This is a genomic window from Pseudomonas sp. 22072, from assembly GCF_052046095.1.
Lineage (GTDB): Bacteria > Pseudomonadota > Gammaproteobacteria > Pseudomonadales > Pseudomonadaceae > Aquipseudomonas > Aquipseudomonas paracarnis.
In genome coordinates this window covers 27,575-50,750 of sequence record NZ_JBQEQE010000031.1, presented here as the reverse complement: position 1 = coordinate 50,750, position 23,176 = coordinate 27,575, and the positions used below count along the sequence as shown (strand labels likewise).

At 59.8% G+C, this 23,176-nt stretch carries 14 protein-coding genes; 12 read left to right on the top strand and 2 right to left on the bottom strand.

Translation table 11 applies throughout. From position 1 onward, the window contains the following. Nucleotides 1-182 precede the first annotated feature (182 nt). The 11 genes from ACTJLA_RS23675 to ACTJLA_RS23625 all read left to right on the top strand — a co-directional run bounded on the left by ACTJLA_RS23675 (nucleotide 183) and on the right by ACTJLA_RS23625 (nucleotide 14,684). Nucleotides 183-884 (top strand): transposase, encoded by a 702-nt coding sequence (locus ACTJLA_RS23675; RefSeq protein ID WP_089042403.1) that lies wholly within the window; start codon nucleotides 183-185, stop codon nucleotides 882-884. Nucleotides 885-1,315: 431 nt separating this feature from the next. Then, entirely contained in the window at nucleotides 1,316-3,010 is a 1,695-nt protein-coding gene (gene leuA / locus ACTJLA_RS23670; RefSeq protein WP_034128567.1) for a 2-isopropylmalate synthase, read from the top strand. Nucleotide 3,011: 1 nt separating this feature from the next. Next, nucleotides 3,012-3,752, top strand: coding sequence for an AraC family transcriptional regulator (locus ACTJLA_RS23665; protein WP_054899116.1), 741 nt, complete (start codon nucleotides 3,012-3,014; stop codon nucleotides 3,750-3,752). A gap of 210 nt (nucleotides 3,753-3,962) precedes the next feature. Further along, nucleotides 3,963-5,465 carry an efflux transporter outer membrane subunit gene (locus ACTJLA_RS23660; RefSeq protein ID WP_198715645.1) on the top strand — a complete coding sequence of 501 codons (1,503 nt, stop codon included), beginning with the start codon at nucleotides 3,963-3,965 and terminating at the stop codon, nucleotides 5,463-5,465. Continuing rightward, nucleotides 5,462-6,634: an HlyD family secretion protein gene (locus tag ACTJLA_RS23655; RefSeq protein ID WP_054898385.1), complete on the top strand. Its 1,173-nt coding sequence runs from the start codon at nucleotides 5,462-5,464 to the stop codon at nucleotides 6,632-6,634. Before ACTJLA_RS23660 ends, ACTJLA_RS23655 begins: the two co-directional genes overlap by 4 nt. Then, nucleotides 6,627-8,171, top strand: a complete 1,545-nt coding sequence (locus tag ACTJLA_RS23650) for an MDR family MFS transporter (RefSeq protein ID WP_054918466.1) — start codon at nucleotides 6,627-6,629, stop codon at nucleotides 8,169-8,171. The genes ACTJLA_RS23655 and ACTJLA_RS23650 overlap by 8 nt, the downstream gene beginning before the upstream one ends. 460 nt (nucleotides 8,172-8,631) lie before the next feature. Continuing rightward, nucleotides 8,632-9,408, top strand: a complete 777-nt coding sequence (locus tag ACTJLA_RS23645; protein ID WP_054898387.1) for a DUF3050 domain-containing protein — start codon at nucleotides 8,632-8,634, stop codon at nucleotides 9,406-9,408. Further along, entirely contained in the window at nucleotides 9,405-9,752 is a 348-nt protein-coding gene (locus tag ACTJLA_RS23640; protein ID WP_034128561.1) for a DUF4437 domain-containing protein, read from the top strand. Before ACTJLA_RS23645 ends, ACTJLA_RS23640 begins: the two co-directional genes overlap by 4 nt. A 24-nt stretch (nucleotides 9,753-9,776) precedes the next feature. After that, nucleotides 9,777-10,706 (top strand): diiron oxygenase, encoded by a 930-nt coding sequence (locus ACTJLA_RS23635; protein ID WP_054918469.1) that lies wholly within the window; start codon nucleotides 9,777-9,779, stop codon nucleotides 10,704-10,706. A gap of 12 nt (nucleotides 10,707-10,718) precedes the next feature. Beyond that, the gene (locus tag ACTJLA_RS23630; RefSeq protein WP_314545041.1) at nucleotides 10,719-14,195 is read left to right on the top strand and encodes an amino acid adenylation domain-containing protein; all 3,477 of its coding nucleotides are present in this window, start codon (nucleotides 10,719-10,721) and stop codon (nucleotides 14,193-14,195) included. A 21-nt stretch (nucleotides 14,196-14,216) separates the two neighbouring features. Then, nucleotides 14,217-14,684, top strand: coding sequence for an SRPBCC family protein (locus tag ACTJLA_RS23625; RefSeq protein WP_054918472.1), 468 nt, complete (start codon nucleotides 14,217-14,219; stop codon nucleotides 14,682-14,684). Nucleotides 14,685-14,827: 143 nt separating this feature from the next. On the opposite strand, the gene ACTJLA_RS23620 is transcribed toward ACTJLA_RS23625, so the two are convergent. Together ACTJLA_RS23620 and ACTJLA_RS23615 are read right to left on the bottom strand one after the other, a co-directional pair. After that, nucleotides 14,828-19,783 carry a hemagglutinin repeat-containing protein gene (locus ACTJLA_RS23620; protein ID WP_314545039.1) on the bottom strand — a complete coding sequence of 1,652 codons (4,956 nt, stop codon included), beginning with the start codon at nucleotides 19,781-19,783 and terminating at the stop codon, nucleotides 14,828-14,830. A 120-nt stretch (nucleotides 19,784-19,903) separates the two neighbouring features. Further along, the gene (locus ACTJLA_RS23615; protein ID WP_054898391.1) at nucleotides 19,904-21,619 is read right to left on the bottom strand and encodes a ShlB/FhaC/HecB family hemolysin secretion/activation protein; all 1,716 of its coding nucleotides are present in this window, start codon (nucleotides 21,617-21,619) and stop codon (nucleotides 19,904-19,906) included. Nucleotides 21,620-22,092: 473 nt separating this feature from the next. Between ACTJLA_RS23615 and nadA the strand changes: the two genes are divergently transcribed. Then, nucleotides 22,093-23,151 carry a quinolinate synthase NadA gene (nadA, locus tag ACTJLA_RS23610; protein ID WP_003193840.1) on the top strand — a complete coding sequence of 353 codons (1,059 nt, stop codon included), beginning with the start codon at nucleotides 22,093-22,095 and terminating at the stop codon, nucleotides 23,149-23,151. Nucleotides 23,152-23,176: the final 25 nt, after the last annotated feature.

Genomic DNA, 23,176 nt, shown 5'->3' with positions numbered 1-23,176 from the left:
GACTACCAGCGCTACGTGAGAGACCTTCGAGAGCTTAAGGACGCATTTGGCATAAAAATATACGCCTACTGTTTGATGACAGAAAAAAGGGGACAGATTTATTTTTTTCTGATAGAAAAAAGGGGACAGATTTATTTTTTTCCATTTGCTAGGCTGTAATTCTCTAAGGAAGGAGGTTACCTATGCCCAGAGTGGGACATGTCGTTTTGCCCAACTATCCTCATCATGTTGTACAGCGTGGTCACAACCGCCAGGTGGTCTTTGCTGCCGAGGAGGACTACCAGCGCTACGTGAGAGACCTTCGAGAGCTTAAGGACGCATTTGGCATAAAAATATACGCCTACTGTTTGATGACTAATCATGTCCATTTACTGGTTTCTCCGGGTAACTCGGTTGCAGGGCTAGGGCAGTTAATGAAGGCGCTCGCGGCTCGGGCCACTCGGTATCGAAACAGGTTAGAAGGGCGGACAGGTACATTATGGGAGGGACGGTATAAATCAAGCGTGGTGCAAACGGAGGCTTACTTGCTAGCTTGCTGCAGGTACATTGAATTAAATCCGGTTCGTGCATGCATGGTAGCTGACGCGGCGGATTATCCATGGTCAAGTTACAGTGCCCGCACAGGGGGGGTGCCTGATAGTGACTGGCTTGATGTTGATGCTTGTTTTTCCATATTGGGGGATACAACGCTGAAGCGCCGCGAAAATTATAAGTTATTTGTGAAGCAGTCCGTTTCGAGTGATGAGACGAAAATTATTCGTGAGGCGTTGCAACGGGGGCAGCTTACCGGAACTGCTCGTTTCATTGAAGAAGTTGAGAGGATTGCAGGCGTTCGTATTGAGCGCCGAGGGCAAGGGCGGCCGAGGTTGGATGGTGGTAAATAAATCTGCCCCCTTTTTGGTCGTCACCCCCTTTTTGGTCGCTTTTTGCTCGTCCTGAACGTAACCTACAGGTATCCAATCAAGTGTGTTCAGAAAACCCGAGAGCCTTACACAGGTAAGGTTCTCGGGTTTTTTTTGCCCGTCAGAAATGTTTTCCCTGGCTCCCTCAGCCCGTTCATCCAAGCGATAGGTTCTTTTTTACTGATTTTGCCGGTAACTCCTGACTTCCGGTCTTTGATTGTTGGTTTTTATTTCTTTGCGCAATATTTTTTCGGTTTTTTTGAGCTTTTTGGATTTTTCTTTGGATTTTTTCATTCCGCAAACTCAACAACGCAATTTGTATCAAACTATGTTCGTTTAGTATTGGATCCAATCAGTCGGCATTGCCGGTGGTGTGTCTGACACAAACAAACTGCTGAAAAAGGAGAAACGCCATGATGCTCAAGGACCCTTCCCGCAAATATCGCCACTTCACCACGGTTAACCTGCCGGATCGCACATGGCCCAGCACTGTCCAGGCTGCCGCTCCCACCTGGTGCAGTGTGGATATGCGTGATGGCAACCAGGCTTTGATCGAGCCGATGAATGCCGAGCGCAAGCGGCGTTTCTTCGATTTGCTGGTGAAGGTCGGTTTCAAGCAGATCGAGGTGGGCTTTCCTGCCGCTTCGCAGACCGACTTTGACTATGTCCGTGAGCTGATTGAAAGCGGTTCGATTCCTGATGATGTGACGATTCAGGTCATGACCCAGGCGCGCAGCCACCTCATCGCACGCACGTTTGAGGCGTTGAAGGGCGCGCCTCGCGCCATCGTGCATGTTTACAATGCGACGGCGCCGGTGTTTCGGGACGTTGTCTTCAATGTGGACAAGGCGGGCTGCATCGAGATTGCTACCCAGGCAACACGAGAGATCAAGCAGCACATGGACGCGAACCCCGATACGCAGTGGACGTTCCAGTACTCCCCGGAAACCTTTTGCTTCACCGAGCTGGATTTTGCATTGCAGGTGTGTGAAGCGGTGACGGATACGTTCGGGCCGACCCCGAGCAACAAGATGATCCTGAATCTGCCCACCACCGTGGAGGTGTCTACCGCCAATGTCTTCGCCGACCAGATCGAATGGTTCTGCCGGCACTTCAGTCGCCGTGACAGTGTGGTCATCAGCGTGCATCCGCACAATGATCGGGGCACTGGAGTTTCCACCGCGGAGCAGGCGTGCCTGGCCGGTGCCGAGCGTGTCGAGGGCACGTTGTTCGGTAACGGTGAGCGTACCGGCAACGTCGATATCCTCACGTTGGCGATGAACCTCTACACCAGCGGCATCGATCCGCAGTTGGATTTCTCCGACATCCTGCACGTCCAGCGTGAGGTGGAGTTCTGCAATCAGTTGCCGACCCATCCTCGTCACCCTTACGCCGGTGAGTTGGTGTTTACCGCGTTCTCCGGCTCGCATCAGGACGCGATCAAGAAAGGCTTTGCGGCGCGCCAGGCCAATCCGCAGGGCATGTGGGAAGTGCCGTATCTGCCTATCGATCCTGCCGATATGGGCCGTAGCTATGAAGCGGTGATTCGCGTGAACAGCCAGTCGGGCAAGGGGGGCGTGGCCTATCTGTTGGAGCAGCACGGCATTGTGATGCCGCGTCGCTTGCAGATGGAGTTCAGCAGCCTGGTACAACAGGAAGCCGATGGCTCCGGCCAGGAAATCAGTGGCGAGATGATCCTTGCCTGCTTCACCCGGCATTACCTGGAGCAGGGCAAGCCTTACGCGTTACGAGCCCCCAAACTGGTGAGCGAGGGCGATGTGACTTACCTGGAGGCCACCCTTGAACAAGGTACACAGCGTATCGACTTGAGTGGCGAGGGCAACGGCCCGCTTGCGGCGCTGGTCGATGCGTTTGCCCAGCGTGGCATTCATTTTGATATTGCCGATTACCACGAACATGCCACCCGTGACGGTGCCCAGGCTGAGGCGTTGGCCTATGTGGAAATTCGCGTGGGCAACCAGTTGCTGTTCGGCGCCGCTCGCGATGGCAGTAGCCTGCTCGCTTCCCTCGAAGCGGTCACCAGTGCGGTCAATCGTGCATCGCGCCTGGGCCTGCTCAGCGTGGTGAATGCTGCGGTGCCGTCCTGAGATGAACGCGCATACCGCATTGGCGGCACTTGCCGGTAATTATGGCCACGGTGACATCGTCGCCTCGCATCGACATGACGAAGGCCAACTGGTCTACGCCATCAACGGCGTGATGCTTGTGTCGGTGGAGGAGACCACCTGGGTGGTACCTTCCGGGCATGCCCTGTGGGTGCCTTCAGGTTTGGAACATCAGATCCGCATGACCGGCGAAGTGCGCATGCGCACTTTGTTGATCTCACCGGGAGCGCACCGTCGTTTGACGGAGGAGTGCGAGGTCATCAGGGTTTCACCCTTGCTGCGCGAGCTGATTGTGGCCGCCGGCGATGAGCCTGACAGCCACCCGGCGTCGTTGCGTCATGTACAGATTGTCGAGCTGATTTTCTCGGAACTTGACCGTGCGCAAAGGGTGCTGGCTCACGTGCCGATACCGGACGAGCCGAGGCTCAAGTCACTGTGTGCGGACTTTATCGACAACCCTTCTCAGGAGTCGAAACTGGAGAGTTGGGCGGTGCAACTCAATATGAGTTCACGCACCTTGGCTCGGCTGTTCCAGAAAGAGTTGGGCATGAGTTATGGCGAGTGGCGCAAGCGCACGCGGCTGCTGCTCAGCATGCAGCGGCTGGCCAGTGGTGCCTCCATCCTTGAAGTGGCATTGGAGCATGGTTATCAGAGTCCGAGTGCATTTACCGCGATGTTCAAACGCACCATGGGCTACACCCCGAGTAACTGTCGCTTGGTCTGAATCTGACTGGCGATAGCACCACCTCCTTTTGAACATGGCCCCGCCTCCAGGCAGGGCCATGTTTACCTGTGCCTGGTGTATGGAGCCTGCGGCGCAGAGGGCGCGCCGGCACATTGTCCCAATCGAAACGATGGTTGTCTGGAACTCGGGAGATGCGCAAGCGGTTGCTCTCTTACCCTGCGTCTCTACTTGGCATTCTGGATTTCTTCGATGGGTTCGCCTTCTCTTTTCCCACGGCATTGCCGTCTTTCGCTGCTTGGCATGGCGGTGGCGTTGTTGGCGGGTTGTTCGTCCTGGGTCGCCCATACACCGGCACAGCCACATCCGGAACGCATCAATGCCCTGAGCCACCTGCCCCAAGGTGTCTCGGACCAAGCGTTACCTGAGCGCTGGTGGCAGTTGTATAACGATCCGCAACTCGATGCGCTGGTGCAACAGGCGTTGCTGCACAACCGCGACCTGGCGGCGGCCCAGGCCCATGTGCAAGCGATGCTGGCCGGGATCCAGCAGGCCGATGCCGAGCGCTGGCCGTCCACCCAGGCGTCGCTGGGGGCCGCTTATGGCAAGACGGCCGATGACCAGACGCTGGCCAAGGCCACCGATAGCCATGCGCCGTCAGAATGGGCATTCAACCCAGGCTTCGAGCTGGCTTATCAAGTGGATGTGTGGGGCCAGGTTCAGCGCACCATTGAACGTGCCCAAGTGCAAACCGCAGCGGCGCAGGATGCCGAGGACTTGCTGCGCATCACGGTCGTGGCGCAAACCACTCGCGCCTATGTGAATGCCTGCGCCCTGGGGGCGCGTGCCAAGGTACAGCGCCATTCGTTGGACGTGGTCGGGCATAGCCTGGCGTTGACCGATCGCCAGCGCCAGGCCGGTGTGGTGACAGACCTTGAATACAGCCGCATGCAAGCCCTGCAAGGCGAAACCCAGGCGTTGCTGCCGATGTTGGAGGCGCGTCGACAAGCCGCGCTCTACGAATTGGCCATGCTGACCGGCGTCGCTGAACTGGACCAAGGCTCTGGCGCCGCAACGTGTGAAGTGGTGCCCCAACTCAATGCCGAGTTGCCGGTGGGTGATGGCTGGCAACTATTGGCGCGCCGCCCCGACATACGTCAGGCCGAGCGCGCGTTGCAGGCGGCCACGCTGCAAGTGGATATCGTCCAGGCCGACCTGTACCCCAAGGTGACCTTCGGCGCTTCAGTGTCCTCCTCGGCCAACAAACCCCATGAGCTGGGGGACAGCAGTGCGGTGATGTTCGGCATCGGCCCACTGATTACCTGGCAGTTCCCTAATTGGCAGGCCAACCGCGCGCGGGTCAAGCAGGCACGGGCACTCGAGCAGGTGGAGGTCGCGCAGTTCGAGGCCAGCGTCCTCAAGGCCCTCAAGGAGGTGCGCCAGGCCCTGGCGTTGTACGACGGCGAACGGCAGCGCCACGCGGCCTTGAGCCGGGCGCTGGACAGCAGCCGCCAAGCCTACAAGTTGGCCCAATTCAACTACGACGCCGGTTCTATCGACTTTCTCGACGTGCTGGACAGTGAGCGTGAACTGATCCGCTTGCAGGCCACGCGCGCCGACGCCGATGGCCAGTTACTGCAACGCCAGATCGGCCTATTCCGTGCCCTTGGTGGCGGTTGGCAGTCCGGCGCCGTCGATACCCCGGCCGCTGCGCCCACCCACGCGTCTATCCCTTCTTCCGGTACCCAGCCATGAATATCGCCGTTGATGAAAAAACTGCTGTCCAGGACGAGCAGGAGAATGTGCTCGAGCAACTTATGCATGCGCGTAAGCAACGGCGCAAAAGAAACCTGATCCTGCTGGGCGGCGCCGGGTTGTTGATCGCGGCGGTGGTGTTCGGCGTGTACTGGATGACCGTCGGCCGCTATCTGGAGCAGACCGATGATGCTTATGTGCGGGCCGACTGGATCCCCATCAGCCCGAAAGTCTCAGGCTACGTGGCCGAGGTGATGGTAGAGGATGATCAGCCGGTCAAGGCAGGGGATGTGCTGGTACGCATCGAGGACCGTGACTACCAGGCCCGCTTGGCACAAGCCCGCGCAGAACTGGCCGAGACCCAGGCCTCGGTGGCAGCGCAAGAGGCCAACTTGACAGTCACTGACAGCCTGATCGCCCAGCAAAAGGCCGGGGTTGCCCAGGCTGAGGCCCATGCTCGCAGTGTGGCCGCTGAGTTACGCCGCGCAAGCCTTGACCAGCGTCGCTACGAAGGCTTGGTGCGCGAACATGCTGCCAGCACGCAGCGTCTGGAAACGGCCGCCGCCAGTTACACCCAGGCCAATGCTGCGGTGGAAATTGCCAAGGCGATGCAACGCCAGCAGGAAACCCGCTTGACCGTGGCCACCACCCGCCGTCAACTGGCCCAGGCTTCGCTCCAGCAGCAGATAGCCCGGCGCAGCCAGGCCGAGGCGCAGTTGAACCTGGCGACGCATGCGTTGGAGGACACCTTGATCCGCTCACCCATCGACGGCGTGGTGGGGCAGCGCAAAGTCCGTACCCGCCAATACGTCGCGCCAGGGTTGCCACTGCTGGCGGTGGTGCCTTTGCAGCAGGCTTACGTCGTGGCCAACTACAAAGAAACTCAATTGCGCGATATGCGTGCCGGCCAACCGGTGGATATCAGCGTCGACAGTTATTCGGGGCGCAAGCTCAAAGGCCATGTGGTGAGCTTCTCGCCAGGCTCCGGGGCGGTGTTCGCACTGTTGCCGTCGGACAACGCTACCGGCAACTTCACCAAGATCGTGCAACGCTTTCCAGTCAAGATCGTCATTGATGAGCATGACGAAGGCGGGCCCATCCTGCCGGGCATGTCGGTGATCACCACGGTGGACACCCGCCCAGCTGAGCAGGGCGCTGCACATGACTGAAGCGGCTGAAAAGAGCGTCTCCTTTCGCGCCTGGGTGGCGGTGATCGGGGGGCTGTTCGGCTGTTTCATGGCCGGCATGAACGTGCACGTGACCAGCGCCGCGCTGCCGGAGATCGAAGGCTCCCTGGGCGCGACGTTCGAGGAAGGCTCGTGGATTTCCACCGCCTACCTGGTCGCGGAAATCGTGATGATCCCGCTGACCGCCTGGTTGGTGCAGGTGTTCTCTCTGCGACGTGTGATGCTCGTGGGCTCGTTTGTATTTTTGGTGGCGTCCATTGCCTGCTCCTGGGCGCCCAACCTGGAAGTGATGATCATCATTCGGGTAATCCAGGGCGCTGCCGGCGCAGTGCTGATTCCCTTGTCATTCCAGCTGATCATCACTGAACTGCCGCCCAGCAAGATCGCGATGGGCATGGCGCTGTTCGCGTTGTCCAACAGCGTCGCCCAGGCCGCCGGGCCGTCCATTGGCGGCTGGCTGACCGATGCCTATTCCTGGCGCTGGATCTTCTACCTGCAACTGGCCCCCGGCATTCTCTTGCTGTTGGCGGTGGCATGGTCGATCGATGCCAAGCCCATGCAGTTGAGCCTGCTCAAGCGCGGCGACTGGGGCGGGATCATCGCCATGATCGTCGGCCTGGGTGGCTTGCAGATCGTGCTGGAAGAAGGTGGCCGCAAGGACTGGTTCGGCTCCGATTTCATTGTATGGATGTCACTGATTGCCGGCGTTGCCTTGGTGTACTTCGTGCTGTCGCAGTTGTATGGCAGTCGCTCCTTCATCAACCTGCGCCTGCTCAAGAGCTACAACTTCGGCGTGGCCAGCGCAGCGATGTTCATCTTTGGCGCGGCCACCTTCGGCCTGGTGTTCCTGGTGCCCAATTACCTGTCTCAGTTGCAGGGCTACAACGCCCGGGAGATTGGCATCAGCCTGATCGCCTACGGCATGGTGCAACTGGTACTGGCGCCGTTCATGCCGCGCCTGATGAAGTGGCTCAACCCGAAACTGATGGTTGCCAGTGGCTTTTTCATCATGGCCCTGGGGTGCTATCTCGGCGCGCACCTGGACGTGGACAGCGCCGCCAACGTGATTATTCCGTCCACCGTGGTACGGGGCATCGGGCAGCCGCTGATCATGGTGGCGCTTTCCGTGCTGGCGGTGTCTGGCCTGGCCAAAGATGAAGCCGGCTCGGCCTCGGCCTTGTTTTCCATGCTGCGTAACTTGGGTGGTGCCGTGGGCACGGCGGGCCTGACACAGATCGTGGCCATGCGCGAGCGCTTTCACTCTGAGCGGGTAGGGGAGTCGATCACCCTGTTTTCCCCGGCCTTTCAGGAGCGCCTGCGCGCCAGCATGGCCGACAGCGAGGCTTTTATCTTCAACCAGCTATTACCCGCTCAACAGCAGGTCCTTGAGGGCTTGATCCACACCGTGCGTCGTGAGGCGTACCTGATGGCCTACAGCGATGCGTTCTATGTGTCCTGTATTGCTTTGATCTTGTGCGGGGTCGCGGCCCTGGCATTGCGCCAATCAGCAAAGAACTGAACTCATTACTGCCCGCAGGTAATACGCGGGCGCTTATCAGCGGTAAGAGGGAACTTGAATGGTAAAAAGGCGAATGGCCGCGTTCATAGACTAGTTAATTGCTAACTTAGCAATTCCATACAGTTTGTTTGCACTCCCTTGAGGGGTGTTAGCCAACTATTGCCTGGCGAAGTTGATTTTATTAACTTCGGTCGGGCTTCTGTTGTTGTGGGTTTTACAACTGGAAATAAATTGTATTAATTTTCCAAAAAACACTTGCTGATCATCATGAACTTCCTCTAAGTTTCGTCTTGCTTCGACGGCTGACCTTTGGGTCACGGAAGCATAACCGTACAACTTAATTGAATAAGACTCTAGCACTGGCCAAGAACGGCGAGGCAGGCCTGCTTATGCCTGAAAAAAGGTAAGCGGGTATCTCTCGAGTGGTCAGCGTTAACTAAAGCCTGATAAGGAGCGCAACATGGAAGATAAAAAGACGCTGTTGAACGCCAAGAAAGTAGAGCTGGGCAATCATCGGATCTTTGCTGAAATCAATTCGCTGCCGGTCCTGCGCGCCTTTATGGAAACCCATGTGTTTGCGGTGTGGGATTTCATGTCCCTGGCCAAGCGCCTGCAACAGGACCTCACCTGTACTCGCCTGCCTTGGCTGCCTCCCGTGGACCCGGCGGCCGCGCACCTGATCAACGAAATCATCCTGGGCGAAGAGTCCGACCAGAACTTGCAAGGCGGTCACTACAGCCACTTCGAACTCTACCTGCATGCCATGCGCGAAGTCGGCGCCAGCACCGACAAGATCGAACACTTTGTCAAACTGATGCGCGAAGGCGTCGATCTGAAAACGGCCTTGAGCCGTTGCGGTGCAGGCCTGGCAGCGTCGGCTTTCGTCACTGACACCATCGAAACCGCCATCAACGCTTCCACCCACAGTGTGGCTGCTGCGTTTTTGCATGGCCGTGAAAGTGTCATCCCGCAGATGTTCCAGCGCATTCTGGACGATTGGGATATCACCGCAGACGACGCGCCAACCTTTCGCTATTACCTGCAGCGCCACATCGAAGTCGACTCGGAAGACCACGGCCCGGCGGCAGAAAGCCTGTTGGCGCGCCTGGTCAATGGCGATGCGCAGCGTCAGGAAGAGGTCTACGTATCGGCTATCGCGGCGGTACAAAGCCGCCTGGCGTTGTGGGACAACCTGCGCGTGGCCATGGGCGAAACGGTCAGTGAGTGCGTGGCATGAACTTCGAAGTGATCGAGGCCGACCAGGCCCAATGGTTTGAGGTGACCTCTGAACGCGGTATCACGCTGACCGTCTTCAAAGACACATTGGACCCTGTTACGAAAACTGGAGTGCGTACACGTCTGGTACGTTTTCACCCTGGGGGCGGCACCCGTGAAATCTATACCCATGATTATCACGAAGAAGTGTATTTGATTGAAGGCGACCAGACAGAGCAGGCCAGTGAGGGGCGCCCGGAGAAAACTTACCGCGACGGTAGTTACTTCTTCAGGGCCGCACACACGGAGCACGGGCCGTTTAATTCGAAAGACGGATGCCTGTTGTTTGAAGTGCACTACTACTGAGTATCATGAATAAAGGAAGTAGTCATGAGAGCTGAAGCATATCAATCGTTTTCCGAGTCGTGGGAGGAAAGGGCGACCATTCGGACGCGCCCGAGACGACGCTTGGAAGATGACGAAAAGTTAATATTTCCGGCCAGTCGTCAACCATTGGTCATGAGCGCAACCTTTATGCAGGAGTGTAGTCACTTACAGCATTTTGTTCTCGTTCAGAGCTTGTATAAGTTCATTAATGATGTGGTGATTTTCGAAACCGAAATTGTCGACAAGACCGCCAGGAGCATTGCGAAAGATAACTTCGCTATCCGCTTTCCGTTTGCGTGCCGTTACGACGCGATGACCGTGGTCGTCGATGAGGACTATCACGCGCTAGTGGCGATGGACTACATGCAACAGACCATCGAGTTGACGGGCATCGAACCCATCACCTTGCCAGCGGAAATCGAGCTCAGCCGTTCTATCCCCAAGGCATTGGCCATGGCGCCCGCGCACCTCAAGGCTGCTGTCGAGCTGATCTGCGTGGCCATTGCGGAAAACACCCTGACCAACGATGTTGCCGCGTTTGCCCGCGACGACTCGGTCAAGGCATCGGTCAAGGGGTTGATGGCCGACCACTTGGCGGATGAGGGTCGACATTCGGGCTTTTGGGCCAAGTTGACGCGCATTTACTGGAATACCGCGAGCGAAGAGGACAAACGTGTGCTGGCCTCGATCATGCCGGTGTTCTTGGGTGAGTACCTGACCAACGAGATCCAGCAGGGGTTTGATTTCGCGCTGATCGAGCAACTGCCGGTGAACCCCAGCGTCAAGGCGGCGTTGCGTGAAGAGGTCGAAGGCATGAGTTTTCCGATCACGCCGTCTCACCCGCTGGTAGGCAACATCGTCCGATTCTTCAAACACAGCGGCCTGCTCGACGCTCCCTGCATGCAGGAAGCGCTCGCCGATTATCTGCGCTAGAGGACAACTTCGATGAGACATCTTGATATCGTTTTGTGCGGGCGCAGCCATGCGCTCGCCTGCCTTACGCAAGAGTTGGAACAGATGGGGCACACCGCCCGCTTGTTGACCAGCGATAACGCCATTGAGCTTTGCCAGTTATCGGCGCCGGACGTGCTGATAGACGACGCCAGCACGGCGCAACTCCCGCACTATCCGTCGTGTCATCGCCTATCTTTGCGGGCGCAGGCTGACGATGACAGTGATGTTCTCGCGCCACTGCGGGTGGACTGCCTGTGGCGTCCTGGCGATGGCGACTGGATGCTGCTGGGGCGTCGTGAAGTCAGCGCCTCCCTCGCCGGCAACGGTGCCGACCGGGCACGTGAAGCGATCGCGCAAGTGGTAGAGATGGCCAGTGTGCACATCGGGCGTTTCTCACGCAGTGCTGACTATCTTGAGGCGCCCCGTGAGCCGGTGCAGGCGATTGATCGCTTGTCGAGCCTGACCCTGTTGGATGGCCTGGCCTGGCGTCATCGCCACAATGCGAGCGCTAATACCGGCATTCTGGAGGAGGCCAGGCGCCCCTTTGTGCAGCGCTTGGCCGATAGCCTGTTGGCCAACGCCGAGCGCAACGCCCTGAAAGTGCAAGGGCGGGGTATGTCCTATGCGCAACTGCACGCTTATAGCGTTGCGATCCAGGAACGCTTGCAACCCTTGCTTGAAACCTCGACCCCAGGGTTGACGGTGGTCGGCATCTCGTTGCCCAAAGGCACTGCGCTCTATGCAGCGATCCTGGCGGTGATTGGTTGCGGTGCGGTGTACCTGCCGTTGGACCCGAACCATCCTGTCGAACGCCGTGCGGCCATCCTCAAGCATGCCGGTGCCAGCCTGCTGATCCAGGACACCGAGGCAGACAACCCGCTACCGGGCCTGGCTACCCTGGATATTGGCCATCTGGACTTCTTCCACCACGGCGCCAAGGGCTACAGCCGTGTCGCCCTGGCCCCGGATCAGAGCCTGTTGCGCGTAGCGCTGGACGGTTCGGCACCCTGCGTGGCGATCTACACGTCCGGTACCACCGGCCAACCCAAAGGCGTGTTGCTCACAGTCGACAACTTGAGCCACTTCTGTGCGTGGTATGCCCGTTATGTGGAACTGGACCGCCATAGCCGTGCCCTGCAGTTCTCGACCATCAATTTCGATGCATCGCTGCTGGATATCTTCCCGACGCTGATCCAGGGTGGCGAGTTGATCGTGCCCACCGAAGACCAGCGCCGCGACCCGGTGGCGCTTGCTGAATTGATCCAACAGGAGCAGGTCACCCACGCCTTTTTGCCGCCGGCTTTGCTCAGCATCATCCAGCTTGAATCGCTGTACGGCATGCAGCATTTGGTGACGGGCGGCGATGTGTGCGAACCCCACGTGATCGAAAAACTGATGGGCCACTGTGCACTGCACAACATCTATGGCCCCACCGAGACCACGGTGCTCGCCACCTGCCGTACCTTCCAACGGGGGGACAACAATCGCAACCTGGGCGTACCGATTGCCAATACCGCGATTTACCTGCTGGATGAGCACGGCCAACCGGTAGGCGAAAATGACAGCGGTGAAATCCACATCGCCGGGCCAGGGGTAGGCGCCGGTTACCTGGGCGCCTTGCAAATGACGGCCGAACGCTATCGGCTGCACGAGTTGCCCGATGGCCAGTGGGTGCGCCTCTACCGTACCGGTGACCTGGCGCGTTGGACCGAGGAGGGCATCCAGATCATCGGGCGCCTGGATAACCAGGTGAAGATCCGCGGTTTTCGGGTGGAGCCGGAAGAGATCGAACACCTGCTGCAATCGAGCCAGTTGTTCCGGCAACTGGCGGTGGTCATCGATCACCAGCGCCGCATCCTGACGTTTTTCTCCCAGCCCCAAGAGGGCGAGGCCCAGGCGGCCAGCGAGCAGTTGCAGGCCTATGCGCTCAAGCATTTGCCCGACTACATGCGCCCCAGCGCCTATTGCCTGCTGGACCGGTTGCCGGCCACGGCCAATGGCAAGGTCGACCGCAAGGCCTTGAGAGACCTGCCGGTCAACTACAAGACGCAAGGGCCGCGCCTGGCGCCCCAGAACGCCACCCAGGCGCAGTTGCTGGAGCTGTGGTCCAGGCTGCTCGACTTGCCTGGGCCGGACATTTCCGTAGATGACAGTTTCTTCAATCTGGGTGGCCATTCGATCCTGTTGTCGCAGATGCTCATGGGGATTCGCGAGGCGTTCGGCAAAGGAGTCTCGATCAACCGTTTTATTGAGCAACCCACCTTGGTCAACCTCGCCAACCTGATTGAGCAGGACGTCGAGGCCACTGCTACGGTCAGTCCCCAGGCGCTGCAAGACGCCATGATCCGGCCTGAGCTGGAGGTACTGCCCATCAGTCGATTGGGCAACGTACATAAAGTCATCGTGACCGGCTCCAACGGGTTCCTGGGTGTGCATATCGTCGAGGCCCTGCTGGAACTGGGCAGCACCGAAGTGGCGTGCCTGGTGCGCGAGTCCGGCGGCATGAGCGCGCAAGAGCGCTTCGAGGATGCGCTGATCCAGAACCGCCTTGAACATCTGGACCTGAGCCGGGTCAAGGTCCTGGCGGCGGATATCAGCAAGCCGCGCCTGGGGTTGTCCGAGCAGGACTATGAATGGCTGGATCGTGAATACGGCGTGTTGATCTACAACGCGGCCAACGTCAACCACGTGCTCGACTACGAGTCGCTGGTCAAGGACAACGTCACGCCGGTGCTGGAATGCCTGCAATTGTGTGAAGGGCGCAGCAAGAAAATTTTCAACTTCATTTCCACCCTGTCGGCCTCCAGCACGGTGGACGAGCAGGGCCGGGTATTGGAAGAACCGCCTGCCTTCACGCCGCCCATCTACATCCGCAATGGTTACAACCTCTCCAAATGGGTGGCTGAGCGCATCTTGTGGAACGCCAGTGAGTCGGGGGTGTGGGTCAATCTCTATCGCCCTGGAAACATCGCGTTCAATACGCGAACCGGTGTGTGCCAGCCTCATCAGAACCGTTTGATGCTGATGCTCAAAGGCTCCTTGCAGCTTAAGCAAGTGCCCGAACTGGCGCTCAACTTCGACCTGATGCCGGTGGACTTCCTCGCACGCTTCATTGCGTTTCACGCCAGCCGTCATAACCGCACCAAAGCGGTGTTCAACTTGCACAACCCGCTGCCTTTGACATGGGCTCACTATCTGGAGGCGTTCCGCGCGGCCGGTCACGATTTCCAGATGGTCCCGGTGACACAATGGCAGCAACGCCTGTCGGCCATCGACAGTGATAACGCGTTGTTCGGCGTGGTCGGTTTTTACCTCAATGGATTTGAAGAAGACATTGGCGATATCTCGATGATCGAGTACCGCAATGCACTCTCAGGCATCCAGAGCATGGGCGAAGACTACCCAGCCAAGAACAGTGAGTTGCTGCAAAAAGGCTGTGACTACCTCAAGCAAATCGATTTCATCTGAGCAAAAAAAAGGAGCTTACCCATGCAACATTTTGAACCCGATACCCTGGTCCGTAATCCAGTCGGCAACCCTGTCGTCGCCAGCGTCAGCGTGAATGGTGATGCTCGCAGTGTGTGGAATGTCGTCGGAGATTTCGCCGGTTTCACGAAGTTTATTCCGGCCTTGTCCCATATCGAGATGACGGGCGAGGGCGTGCGCTCGGTACGCAAGAAGCTGTTCAAGGACGGCAATGTCGTGATTGAGCAACTCAACAGCCATGACGATCAAGCCATGACCATGACCTGGTCGCTGATCTACACCTCGCTGAACATCGGTAACCTGTGGGCGCTGATGGAGGTGGTGCCACAAGGCCCGAACCAGAGCCTGGCGACCTGGACCATCATTGGCCAGCCCTACACGGGCGGCAAGGAAGACGTACCGGCGTTCGAAGCTTTCCTGCAAGGCTTTGCCGATGACGCGATGAAGAACGTACAGGCGCTCTTCAACTGACATAGGAAGAGCAGGCAGTGGCTGATTCCGTGGCGAGGGAGCTTGCTCCCGTTGGGGCGCGAAGCGACCCTGAGAATAGGACTGCTGCGCAGTCCAGCGGGAGCAAGCTCCCTCGCCACAGAAGCGTTCTGCTGTTTTAAGCGTTAGTTGATGGCCTGATCAATCCCCGCCTGCAAGGCCTGGCTTTCACTGTGCCCACCCGCTCGCAGCGGGCCCAGGTTGAAGGCTTGGTCATTGCGTGTGGCGTCGTCGTGTTTCTGGGTCAGTTCGTCCTTGGCACCCAGGGCCAGGTTGACCGGTGACTTCGAAACGTTCAGCCCGACATCGGCGCGGTAGTCGGTGCCGGCCAGTGTGGTTGCCGTCACCTTGGAGCCACCCAGCTCAACCTTGCCATTGGGCGCACTGATCCGCGCGCCCGTAAGCTGGGTATCACCCTTGACCTGCAGGTTGACGCCGTGGCTCGCGCGAATGCCTGACGCCTGGGTGACGCTGTCCTTGGCCACATGGCTGACATCCAGATACAGAGTCGGGGTGTAGCTGGTGTTGCCGCTCTTGTCGCCGAACAACACGCTTTCGGCGGTATTGGCCACCTTGCTGCCGGTGGTGTCTTTGCCACTGACGGTGTAGCTGTCGCTGGTTTTTGGCCAGACCTTATCCTTGAAGCCAGACAAGCGCGTGCCCAGGGCATCGGTCTTGTCTGCCAGGTATGCCTTGGCCTTGTCCACGCGGGTACCGAAGGCGCCACGGGGTTCCGGGTTCACATCGTAGCTGCCACTGCGAGTGAGTTTTTCGCCCAAGCGTTCCTTGGCATTGACCACGCTGTTGACGACGCTGTCCTTGGCCGAAGCCAGGTGCCCGGTGCCTTTGTCGACGACGTTCTCCAGCTTGTCGCGATGCTTGTCGAACGCGCCTTCAGCCTTGGCTTGTACCTTGTCCTTCAATGGGCCGCTGGCTTTGGCCAGCTTATCCACCACCCCCGGCTGGTTTTTCTCGACATCCAGCCTGGCGTCGACATTCACCTGGGTGCTGTTGACCTGGTCCTTGCGGCTTTCGACGACGAGGTCGCCGCCCACCGCGCCATGCACCTTGTCGGCGTCGACACGCGCTCCGGCCAGATGGGTATCGCCGGCACTGTTGAGGGTGACGTCACCCGCCGTGATCAGGCTGTTGTGCTGGGTGGTACCTTGCAAGTGATCCACATCGACCTTGGCCCGCGCATTGATGCCGCGCTGGGTCTTGTGTGTCTCATGTTCACCGGCGTCGGCCAGGGTGGTTTGGCCGACGCTGCCCCCTGCGCCCAGGGTCACGCCCCAGTTACCATGGGCCTGGGTCGATTGCGCAGACTCTTGCAGGATGCCGCCGTTTTGCGCATCCAGGCTAACGCTGGCTGCGCTGACCTGAGTGCCCTGCAAGTGGATGGCATCGGTTGCATCAGCGCCGCTGGCGAGGCTGACCTTGCCGCTGCTGTGCAATTGCCCGACGACGGCGCTCTGGTCGTTTTCCGCCACTTTGCCAATATTGAAATTGGCGCTGAGGCTGCCGGTCTTGCTGCTGCTTTCGGCGCTGCTGGTCTTGCCGGCGCCGAGGGTCAGGCCGCCGCCCAGGTTGCTGCCGTTGCTGACGTGGCTACCGGTGGCGGCTTGCAGGTTTAGCTTGCCGCCGGCATTGAGGCTGATATCGCCAGCCTTCGCGCCCGTGCTGCCGATCTGCGTGCCTTGCAGGGTCATGTCAGCGCCGCTGCTGAGCTTGACGGGGCCGCTGCCCTGGATGGTTGCGACCTGCGCCTGGCTGTCCTGGGTGTCCAGGCGCTTGTTATCCAACTGCACGCCGGCACCGAGGTTGACGTTGCTGCCATTGGCGCCGGGCGCGGTGCCCACCGTCAGTGAGCCGTTGCCGCGCAGCGTGCTGCTGTTTTTACTCTGGGTGTTGGTGGCCTGGTTGAGCGCCAGCTCACCGCCGGTCTTGAGGTTGACCCCGGCCTGGCCGCCGTCGAACTGGCTGCCTTCATAACGGGCATCGCCCTTGGCTTCGATGCTCACGCCTTGGCTGGCCACATAGCTGCCGACCACCGCCGTGCTGCTGGACTCGCGCACATCGCTGCTGCCGCCCAGGCCACTGCCGCGCACATTCAGGTCTTCACCGGTGGTGGTATAGACTCGCACGCCAGCCTTGGCGTCCACGCCTTGCTCGCTGCTGCTGTGGGTGTTGGCCGCTGCGGTAGCAACGTGCTCGCCCGCCTTGATGTTCAGCCCGCCCTCGGTGGCGCGGTACTGGGTGCCCTCGTCCTGCAAGGTGCTGGCCGCATTGACCTGCACCGTGGCGCCACTGAACTGGCTGACCACGGCGGTGCTGTCCTGCGTTGTGCCGGTTTTGTTCGTGTGCCCGACTTCCACATCCAGGCCGACATTGGGTTGCTCGAATGCATCCAGCAAACCGGGCTGATGGAACTTGGCCTGGGCCACGCCCTCGACGGCTTTTTCGATCGGGCGGGTAATGCCTTTGTATTCCACATTGGCGCCAACATCGGCGGTCCAGCCGTTTTCCTTGTGGGTGCTGGTCTCGGTGGAATGGGCCGCCTGGTTGTCGATCTGGCCAGCGTTGACCTGCAGCCCGGCGCCGGCCTTGGCCTGTGCACCCTCGCTGGTGAAGGTGTTGCCAGCGTTGATGGTCAGCTTGCCGGCCGCGGCCACGGTGCTGGTTTGCGCAGTGGTTTTTTCAGCGGTGTCTTGGCTGCTTTGGTGGCTGAACTGAGCGCCACTGCCTGCCCGATCAATGCCGCCGGTGTAGTAGAAACTGCCGCCGGTGGCGGTTTTGTCGACGGCTTCGGTGCGCTTGTCGTGGGCGGCCAACAGCTCGACGTTTTTGCCGCTCAGGCTCGCATCGCCTTCGGTGGCCTGGAGGTTGGACCCGGTGATGCTGACATCGCCTGCGGCGTTAACCGCCACACTGGCGCCTTTAAGGCTGGAAGCCTGTTGTTGCGTGGTGTCGGTCTGGCGGGTTTGCTGCTGGTCTTCATAACTCAGGCCCGCACGGTACTGGCGGCTGACACCCTCGGTTTCCTTGGCGTAGCCATCGAAGCCACGGCTATGGGTGCGAGTGGTGTCGTGGGTGGTGTTCTCGGCGGCAACGACCTTGATATCGCCCTTGGCATCCGCTTGCAGTTCACCCGCGGCGGACACTTGGGAGCCACTGACGGTGATGTCCTTGGCACTTTCCAGCTTGAGGTTGCTGTCCGAGCGCAGGTTGCTGGCAACCACGGTGCTGTCCTTGAGGTTCTTGCGGCTTTCGTCCTTGGAGATACCGAAGAACTTGCTGTCATTGCTGTAGCGGTTGTCGTGGGAGGTGTCCTGGACGCCGTCGATCACCAGCGAGCCTTTGTCGCTGATGACGCTGGCCTGTTTGCCGCCTCGGGCCTGGCTGCCGCTGATGCGCACGTCGTCGGCCTTGACGATCAGCTTGCCGTCGGCGTCGACCTTGCTACCAGTGTTCGACGTCTTGCCCTGGTTACCGTCGCCTTGCTTGCCGAAGAAGCTGCCACCGGTGAGGTCGCCGGAGTAGGCATTGTCGCTGCTGCTCTGGGTACGGCTGGCGCTGGCGATTTCCACGTGCCGGGCGGCCAGTTGGATATCGCCGGGGGTTTTCAGCTCGGCGCCTTGCAATTGCAGCTTCTGTTGGCTGGTCAGCTCCAGTGTCTTTCCGGCCTTGAGGCTGCTGGTGATGCTGCGTTGTTCGCTGCTGGATTTATCCCAGTTGGCTTTCCACAGGTGCTTGCGATGGTTGCCCTGGTCGCGGGTTTCATGGGTTTCGGTGGCGGCGTTAACGTGCAGGTTGGCACCGCTGTCGACGCGCAGAGTGTTGCCCGCTTCCACATGGCTGGCTTTGATCTCGGTGTTGGCACCGGAAGACAGCGCCGCATCCTGTTGCGCCACAACCTTGTTGCCGTGCTGGCGCGAGTCTTTGTCGGTGGTGGTGCGGTCGTAGGTTTCGTAGGTGAACAGGAAGTTGCTGTTGTTCCACTGTTCACGCTTTTCCTGGAGCTTGCGGCTTTCCAGGCTGCTGAGGGTCAGGTTGCGGCTGGCGTCGAGTTTGACGTTGCGCCCGCTGACGTCGGTGGCGGCCAGGTTCAGGTCCTTGGCGCTGTGCAAGTCGATATCGCCCTGGCGGCTGTGCACGCCAGCGCGAGTGGCGTCGAGGCTGTCGGCGCGCACCTGGCCGCTGATATCAAGGTCGCCGGCCGAACTGATCTTCACCCCGTCAGTGCCTTGCACCTGCACGCCGCCCACGCGTACACCGGCGCCTTCGGCGGTGCTGATGATGTTGATGCGCCCGGCCTGCATGGCGCCGAACAGGCGCGCGTCGATGCGTTGGTCCTGGGTCTTGCTGGCCGGGTCCACCTGGCGTACCTGCCCGCTGGCGAAATCGACCTGGTTGCTGCCGACGGTGAGGTTCAATTGATCGCGGGCACTGAGGCGACCTTCGCTGTCGATGCGCGGCGCGATCAGGTTGATGGACCCTTCGCGGTTGTGCAGGCCCTGGCCTTGCACTGTCAGTTGGCCGTTGGCATCGCGGGTGCTCAAGGCTTGCAGCTTGCCGTCGTTGAGTTCAGGGCGGCCCACCACCAGGTTGGCATTGGGCGTGTTGATGAAACTGCCGCCATTCACCGAAATACCGTTAGGGTTGGCCAGCACGTAATCGGCCGCCTGGCCGAAAATCTCCTGGGCGCCGTTGAGGGTCGAGGCGTTGCGGCTGATCACTTCGTTGAGGATCACGCTCGCCGCCTGGCCCTGGAACTGCGGGTTGGCCGCCAGTTGCCCGGCAAGTTGGGACTCGCCAGCTTGCAAGGCGTTGTTCAACACCAGGCCCTGGCGGTCGACGTTGTAATCCAGGAACTGGTTATGGGACAGGCCACCGGCGTTCGGCGCGACGATGTTGACGATGGGGACGCCGCCCTGGTTTTGCAGCTGCGGCGTACCGCCAGGGCCTTCGACGACGGTCAAGCCTGCGGCGAGCGCGAGCTGCGGCAGCAGGAAGAGACTAGCGATGGCCCAGCGCAGTTTGCCCTGGGGTGAAAGGTGGAAGCTATGTGAAGTAGTCGGCATAAATAATCTCGCTCTGTGTTGGCTGATCCACGACGCGCGTTGTTCGTTGCAACGCTGCTGGGGTGGTCAGGTACGGCGGTGACTCAGGCTAAAAACAGGTATTGGCTCATCGGTGCACACTCATATCTGCAAGCTAAGGCGCGTCAGCCAGACCTCCGGCTCCTGGCGAAAACCTGTGGGGGTGTTGAGGTTGCGTTGGTAGTCGATGTCGAGCTGTACGTTCTTCCAGCTCAGGTTGAGCCCCGCGCTGGCGCCGCTCAGGCGTTGGCTCTGGGCGCCGTGTTCGTGCTTGACCCAGCCGTTGTCCAGGCCCAGGCGCGGGGTGAGCTTCACCGGCAAGTCAGTGTTGAGCGGCAGGCGCAAGGTGTTGCGCCAGACTGCGCCAATGGCACCGGAACTACTGTTTTCGCGGTAGCCGCGCACGGCCGAGTCGTCGGTGATCAGCAACTGTTCGATGGCGGGCAACGCATCCGGGCTGTACTGCACCGACAACTGGCTCTGCCACTGCCATGGCTGCGCTGCCCATTGGCCGTTGCGCCATTGGGTGAGGTTGGCGCGGTACTTTTGAAACTGCGCCTTGGGCCGGTTTTTCTGCACCTGGTCGGCATCGCGATCGGCGCCGAACCAGGTCAGGCCCTGGGCGTAATTGACGTCCAGGTTCCACACCGCGCTGTTGAGCCAGAACAGGTTCATGCCCGCTTCGGCTACGGTCAGCGTGGGGCTTTGGATGTCCAGGTGTACCTTCTGTAGGTAGCTGTCGACGTCTTTGTAGGCCAGTTGCAGGTTGGCGCTGAGTTGGTGGCCCTGGTCGCGCCACAACACACGGTCGCTACGCAGGCTGACCTGATCGGTGCGGCCACTGTTGTAAAACGTGGTGCGGCTGAGTTTGAACGGCGAGCGGTATTCGGCATGGCTGGCGAACAGGCTGTAGGTCCAGTAACCGTAGGGGATCGAGTAGAACAGGCTGTGGCTGCGGCTGTAGCGTGGCCCATGGTTGAGCGTGTCGCTGAAGCTCAGGTTGAGCGAGTCGTTGATTTGCAGCGGGCTGTCCAGGCTCAAGTTGATCGCATTGCGATCACGCCCGGTGCCGGCGCTGCCGAGGTTATCCACCCCCAGGCCCAGGGCCCAGCGCGAGGCACTGCTGCGCGAGCGCAGGATGATGCGCGACGCGCCCGCGGTGCTGCCTGGGGCGATGTCGGCCGTGAGGTCCACCGAGCGCAGGCGGTTGAGCTGGTCCAGGCCCTGTTCCAGATCTCGCAGGTTCAGTGGCTTGCCGAGCATCCCGGGGAATGCCCCACCCAATGACACCGGCAGGCTCTGGTCGGCCAGTTCGATGGCCTCCAGGTAGCCTTCTTCGACGTGAATATCCAGCGGTTGCCCGGCGGCGGGCGCGCTGATCAGGTAGGGGCGGCTGGCGATATAACCGGCCTCGACATACAGCCGCGTGATCTCGGCCAGCAGGCGGTTGATCTGGGTGACGCCCATGCAAGGCGCCACGTAGGGCTCGATGTGTTTGTCCAACTCGGCACGGCTGAACAGCGTGACCCCGGCCAGGCGCGTACCGCTCAAGGGCCAGCAGCGTTCGTCCTTGGCGATGTCTGTTGGCAAGGCCGGTGTGGCCGCTGGCGTACCGAAACTGCCACGTTGCATCTGGCGTTGGCGCTGCTCCAATTGTAATTGCTGCAGGTCGCGTTGCTGTTGCTGTTGCAAGCGCAGGGCTTCCTGGCCTGGCTGCGGCGCCTCGGCGCCAGCCACGGGCAGCGCCCACAGGCAGAGCAGGGCAATGCCCAGGTTCCGGGTACAACTCAAGTGTCCGGTTGAGAGCTGATTTGGCACTCGACATCCTTAACGTAGAAATACACACGATCCACACCGCACGAGCTAAACCTTGAACTCAGCGCAGACTTGCCCCACTTGAGTGAGTGCTGAACGGTTTGTTACATCGCCGTAGGATTTATTGCACATTCTGTAAGAAAAATCGTGTGATGCAGTGCTCAAATGCACAAATTCAGTGCGCGAATGGGCGTCTCAGCCCAAAAATCCTGATTTTTCAGGAGGCGGGAGGGGGCGGCGCGGTTTTGATTGTTGTCTGGGCTTCACCTAATCGGCGAGCCGCGGCGAGGAACTGAGTACCTTGCCCGGTTGCCAGATTAGGCTTTTGAATCCATTGGATATTCTGTAGCCTTGCGCAGCTTTAAGCTGTACCCGTGCTTGATGAACAAAAACACTTCGTCCGGCGGCGCCCGAAGGGCTCCTGAGCCGGTGGTACACTCGACTTTCGCGCTACTGCGCCTGCAGGTCTTGCGAACATGACGCACATTTCCGAACGCCTACTGGTTCAAGCTCACCTCGACGCCAAGCAGCCCAAGGTCCTCAGCGCTGCCGAAGAGGCGAGCCTGCGAACCGCCATCGCCGCCGAGCTCAAGGCTCAGGACGCGGTGCTGGTTGCCCACTTTTATTGCGACCCGGTGATTCAGGCTCTGGCCGAAGAAACCGGTGGTTGTGTTTCCGACTCCCTGGAGATGGCGCGCTTTGGTGCCGCTCACCCGGCCAAAACCGTATTGGTGGCTGGCGTGCGCTTCATGGGCGAGACCGCCAAGATCCTTACGCCTGAAAAACGCATCCTGATGCCTACCCTGGAAGCCACGTGCTCCCTGGACCTGGGTTGCCCGGTGGATGAGTTTTCCGCGTTCTGCGATCAGCACCCCGAGCGCACCGTGGTGGTCTATGCCAACACCTCGGCGGCGGTCAAAGCTCGGGCGGATTGGGTGGTGACTTCCAGCTGCGCGCTGGAAATTGTCGAAAGCCTGATGGACAACGGCGAGACCATTATCTGGGGCCCGGACAAACACCTGGGCACCTACATCCAGCGCCAGACCGGTGCCGATATGCTGCTGTGGGACGGTGCCTGCATCGTCCACGAAGAATTCAAGTCCAAGCAGCTCGAAGACATGAAGGCGTTGTACCCGGATGCGGCAATCCTGGTGCACCCGGAGTCACCGACTTCGGTGATCGAATTGGCTGACGCGGTGGGTTCCACCAGCCAACTGATCGCTGCGGCGCAACGCTTGCCGAACAAGACCTTTATCGTCGCGACCGACCGCGGCATCTTCTACAAGATGCAGCAGTTGTGCCCGGACAAAGTCTTTGTCGAAGCGCCTACCGCCGGTAACGGTGCAGCCTGTCGCAGTTGCGCGCACTGCCCGTGGATGGCAATGAACACACTGGAGCGTACGTTGCAGTGTTTGCGTGAGGGCAGTAATGAGATCTTCGTGGAGCCGGCGGTGATTCCGCAGGCGGTACGACCGCTCAAGCGCATGCTCGACTTTACCCAGGCAGCACGATTGAAACTGGCCGGCAACGCCTGAACACAAATCAAAATGTGGGAGCTGG

What these genes read in the sequence shown, in the direction of transcription:
- ACTJLA_RS23675 (WP_089042403.1), top strand. Translation starts at nt 183, where the DNA reads ATGCCCAGAGTGGGACATGTCGTTTTGCCCAACTATCCTCATCATGTT.
- leuA (WP_034128567.1), top strand. Translation starts at nt 1,316, where the DNA reads ATGATGCTCAAGGACCCTTCCCGCAAATATCGCCACTTCACCACGGTT.
- ACTJLA_RS23665 (WP_054899116.1), top strand. Translation starts at nt 3,012, where the DNA reads ATGAACGCGCATACCGCATTGGCGGCACTTGCCGGTAATTATGGCCAC.
- ACTJLA_RS23660 (WP_198715645.1), top strand. Translation starts at nt 3,963, where the DNA reads ATGGGTTCGCCTTCTCTTTTCCCACGGCATTGCCGTCTTTCGCTGCTT.
- ACTJLA_RS23655 (WP_054898385.1), top strand. Translation starts at nt 5,462, where the DNA reads ATGAATATCGCCGTTGATGAAAAAACTGCTGTCCAGGACGAGCAGGAG.
- ACTJLA_RS23650 (WP_054918466.1), top strand. Translation starts at nt 6,627, where the DNA reads ATGACTGAAGCGGCTGAAAAGAGCGTCTCCTTTCGCGCCTGGGTGGCG.
- ACTJLA_RS23645 (WP_054898387.1), top strand. Translation starts at nt 8,632, where the DNA reads ATGGAAGATAAAAAGACGCTGTTGAACGCCAAGAAAGTAGAGCTGGGC.
- ACTJLA_RS23640 (WP_034128561.1), top strand. Translation starts at nt 9,405, where the DNA reads ATGAACTTCGAAGTGATCGAGGCCGACCAGGCCCAATGGTTTGAGGTG.
- ACTJLA_RS23635 (WP_054918469.1), top strand. Translation starts at nt 9,777, where the DNA reads ATGAGAGCTGAAGCATATCAATCGTTTTCCGAGTCGTGGGAGGAAAGG.
- ACTJLA_RS23630 (WP_314545041.1), top strand. Translation starts at nt 10,719, where the DNA reads ATGAGACATCTTGATATCGTTTTGTGCGGGCGCAGCCATGCGCTCGCC.
- ACTJLA_RS23625 (WP_054918472.1), top strand. Translation starts at nt 14,217, where the DNA reads ATGCAACATTTTGAACCCGATACCCTGGTCCGTAATCCAGTCGGCAAC.
- ACTJLA_RS23620 (WP_314545039.1), bottom strand. Translation starts at nt 19,783, where the DNA reads ATGCCGACTACTTCACATAGCTTCCACCTTTCACCCCAGGGCAAACTG.
- nadA (WP_003193840.1), top strand. Translation starts at nt 22,093, where the DNA reads ATGACGCACATTTCCGAACGCCTACTGGTTCAAGCTCACCTCGACGCC.